The 3,926-nt window shown below is 65.6% G+C and carries 3 protein-coding genes; all 3 read left to right on the plus strand.

What is annotated here, in order from left to right; translation table 11 throughout:
- The coding region (locus AC3IFE_RS19610; protein WP_489191641.1) for a YadA family autotransporter adhesin at positions 1-2,484 on the plus strand (2,484 nt) is incomplete at its 5' end.
- A gap of 151 nt (positions 2,485-2,635) precedes the next feature.
- Positions 2,636-3,367 (plus strand): OmpA family protein, encoded by a 732-nt coding sequence (locus AC3IFE_RS19615; RefSeq protein ID WP_089468730.1) that lies wholly within the window; start codon positions 2,636-2,638, stop codon positions 3,365-3,367.
- A 161-nt stretch (positions 3,368-3,528) separates the two neighbouring features.
- Positions 3,529-3,926, plus strand: a 398-nt coding sequence (locus AC3IFE_RS19620) for an Ig-like domain-containing protein (protein WP_489191642.1), incomplete at its 3' end; no start/stop codon positions are given.

Consider the following 3,926-nt stretch of genomic DNA (forward strand, 5'->3'; position numbering starts at 1 on the left):
GCGGGCGAAGGCGGCACGGTTCTGTCGAACGTGGCGGCGGGCAAGGCCGACACGGACGCGGTGAACGTGTCGCAGCTGAAGTCGTCGGGCTTGATCGGTGACGACGGCAAGTCGATTGCCGCGGTGACGTACGACCGTAACCTGGATGGCACGACGAACTACGGCTCGGTGTCGCTGGGCGGCGGGAAGTCGGCGGATCCGGTGACATTGTCGAACGTGGCCAAGGGTAAGGCTGGCACCGACGCGGTGAACGTCGATCAACTGACGGACGCAATCCGCGACGTGGAGGGAGGCATGAACCCGCTGGCGATGGCGTACGACAGCGTGAGCAAGGACACGGCGACGCTGGGCGGCCAGAGCGGCACGACGCTGTCGAACGTGAAGGCCGGTACGGCCGACATGGACGCGGTGAACGTGGCGCAGCTGAAGTCGTCGGGCCTGATCGGCGAGAGCGGCAAGTCGCTCTCGGCCGTGACTTATGACACGCACGCCGACGGCACCACGAACTTCGCGTCGGTGACGTTCGGGGGCACGAACGCCGGTATCCCTGTCGCATTGCATAACATCGCAAACGGCAAGGCATCGGCGGACGCGGTCAACGTGTCGCAGCTGAAGGGCGTGACCGATGCAATCGGTGGCGGCCTGGGCATCGACGCGGACGGCAAGATCACCACGCCGGTGTATACGGTCGACGGCAAGGATTACGCGTCGGTCGGCGATGCCATCAAGGCGCTCGAGCAACGTGACGGCGGTTCCGGCAACGGCACGGACTCGAACGCGGTCGCCTATGACGACGCCACCAAGGCATCGGTGACGTTGGCGGGCGCGAAGGGCACGGTGATTCGCAACGTCGCGGACGGCTCGCTGGCGCTGGACAGCACCGAGGCAGTCAACGGTGGCCAGATGAATTTCGCGTTGTCCAGCATCGCGGACAGTCTCGGCGGTGGCGCCAAGTTCGATCCGGTGACCGGCGATATTTCGGCGCCGACGTATGAATTGACCGGGGCGGACGGGTTCAAGGACACGTACGACAACGTCGGCGATGCGTTCACGCATGTCGACGAGCGTATGAACGAGAGCGCGAAGCAAATCGAGACGCTGGCTCAGGGCGTCAAGAACGCGGTTCAGTACGACGACGACAACCACACCTCCATCACGCTCGGTGGCGTGGGTGCGGCGGCGCCGGTCAAGCTGAAGAACGTCGCGGACGGTACCGACGAAACCGATGCGGTCAACGTGCGGCAGTTGCGCTCGGCCGGCCTGGTCGGTGAAGACGGCAAGCTGCAATCGGCGGTCGTGTACGACAAGAACGACGACGGCACCACGAACTACGGCTCGGTGACGCTCGGCGGCAAGGGTGCCGCAGCACCGGTCGCACTGCATAACGTGGCGGCGGGTACGGCCAAGACGGATGCGGTGAACGTCAGCCAGTTGAGTGGCGTGACCGATGCGCTCGGCGGCGGTGCCAAGATCGACGAGACCACCGGCGAGATCGTTGCGCCGACCTACAAAGTGGATGACAAAACTTTCCACAATGCAGGCGACGCGCTGACGAACATCGACAGCCGGGTCACGCAGATCCAGAACAATCTCGGTGAAGCCACGAAGCTGGTCGGCGCGGTCGCGTACGACAAGAACGGCGACGGCACCGTGAATTGGGGCAAGGTGACGCTTGGCAACGGCTTGTCGACGGGGCCGGTGGTGCTGACGAATGTCGCGGACGGCAAGACCCAGTACGACGCCGTGAACTACGGCCAGTTCTCGAAGCTGGAAGGGCGCGTCAACGATATCGACGAACGTCTGACCGTGGCAACCAAGCCCGGTGACGACAACAACGGCGGTTCAGGCAAGAACGGCAACGACCTGATCAGCGGCACGGGCGGCAGCGGCAAGGATAGCGGTGAAGTCGTCGCCGCGAAGCCGGGCACCGGCAACGGCAACATCGCTGTCGGCTCCGGGTCGCAGATCGCCGATGCCAAGAACAACGGCACGGCAATCGGCGCCGGCTCGAAGGTGCAAGCGGACGACGGCACGGCGCTCGGCCACGGTGCGACCGTGTCGTCCAGCGCGACCAACTCGGTTGCGCTGGGCAGCGGGTCGAAGGCAACCGAAGCCAACACCGTGTCGATCGGCTCGGACGGCCACGAGCGCCGGCTTGTCAATGTCGCGGACGGCATCAAGAAGACCGATGCCGTCAACAAGGGGCAGCTCGACCGGGCGATCGGCGGGATGCAAGGTCAGATCAATGACATGGCGCGCAATGCCTACTCGGGTATTGCGGCAGCCACGGCGTTGACGATGATTCCGGGTGTCGATCCGGGCAAGACCTTGTCGTTCGGTGTGGCCGGTGCGTCGTACAAGGGCTATCAGGCGGTTGCGATGGGCGGTGAAGCGCGCATCACGGAAAACCTGAAGATGCGTGCCGGCGTCAGCCTCAGCAGCGGCGGCAACACCTTCGGTGCAGGTGCGTCGTATCAGTGGTAAAGCGGCAACGCGGGCCGTTCGGCCCGCGCCGTCACCCCCTGCGTGGCCGAGCGGGCGCTTGTCGTCCGCCACGCCACGCACCACGCCACACGACCAGCTTCATTTCCATCCGTCAATTTCCAGGAGTCCGCCTCGAGCGGACCGAATCATCATGAATAAACCACAACACTTCGTCCGTCGGGGTCTGCTCGGCGCATTCGTCGTCGTGCTGAGCGCATGCACGACGCAATCGGGCCCGACCTATACCGTCCGGGCGATCAAGGCGTCCGATCAGCCGGCGCCGGTCTTTCGCGTGACCTGCGAGGGGCTCGTCTCCAGCACGAAATCGTGCGAGGCAGCCGCGCAGAAGTTCTGCGCCGGCAAGCCGGTCACGCCGCTGCAAACGGTCGATCGCGTGCGTCGCGGCGCCGCGATGGGCGATCCGCGCGAACTGACGTTCCTGTGCGGCGTGCCGCCTCAAGCACCCGTCCAGCCGCCTGTCGCCGCGCAACCGCAACCGGTCGAGCAGCCGCAGGCGGTCGCCGCGCCGATTGCGCAGCGCCAGGTGCTGCTGCAAGGCAGTGCGAACTTCGCGTTCGACAGCGCAGTGCTGACCCCGAGTGCCCGCCAGGAGCTCAATCGCTTCCTGGACATGAATCGCGACGCCCGGTTTCGCCGTGTGACGGTCACGGGCTATACGGATTCGCAGGGCGCGCACGCCCATAACGTCCGACTGTCCGAGGCGCGGGCTCGCGCGGTTGCCACGTACTTGCGTACGGGCGGATTGCGTGCCGAACACGTCACGACCGTCGGCAAGGGGGCGGAAGAGCCGGTTGCGACCAATTCGACGGCGGAAGGACGTGCGCAGAACCGGCGCGTCGAGATCGAACTCGAGGCCGGGTAACGAGCGGCGAACGATGGCTCCGCGGCAAGCGGTGGTGGTTGCCGCGGAGCCAAATGATTGAACTGTCCGGATGGCTCCGGGACATCCAGGACTGACACGAGAAAGTAACCATGGCAGAGCAGAAAGCAACGATGCGTCCATCGCGTCCGACGATCGATACAGTGACCGACAACGTACCGCCGCACACCGGCGTGATCGAAAAAGGCGGACTGACCAACGACCCGCGCCCGACGGTGAGCGGCCGCGGCGATCCCGGTGCGACGATTCACATTCTGGTGGACGGCGTGCAGGTCGGCACCGCGGTAGTCGGCGCGAACGGCACGTGGAGCTTCGCGCTCACGCAGCGGCTGAGCGACGGCGAGTATCGCCTGACGGCGCGCGCGAGCAACGAGATCGGCATGAGCGTGCCGTCGACGTCGTACGGCATCCAGCTCGACACGACGCCCCCGTCGCAGCCGAAGATCGACGCGGCGACGGAAGGCACGCAACCGATGCTGTCGGGGCAGGCCGAAGCGTATTCGACGGTGACGATCTACGACGGCGCGACGGTGCTGGGCAC

This window comes from Burkholderia sp. APQ4-4ca (assembly GCF_057837105.1).

Coding starts and splice junctions, on each gene's coding strand:
- AC3IFE_RS19615 (WP_089468730.1), top strand. CDS start 2,636: ATGAATAAACCACAACACTTCGTCCGTCGGGGTCTGCTCGGCGCATTC.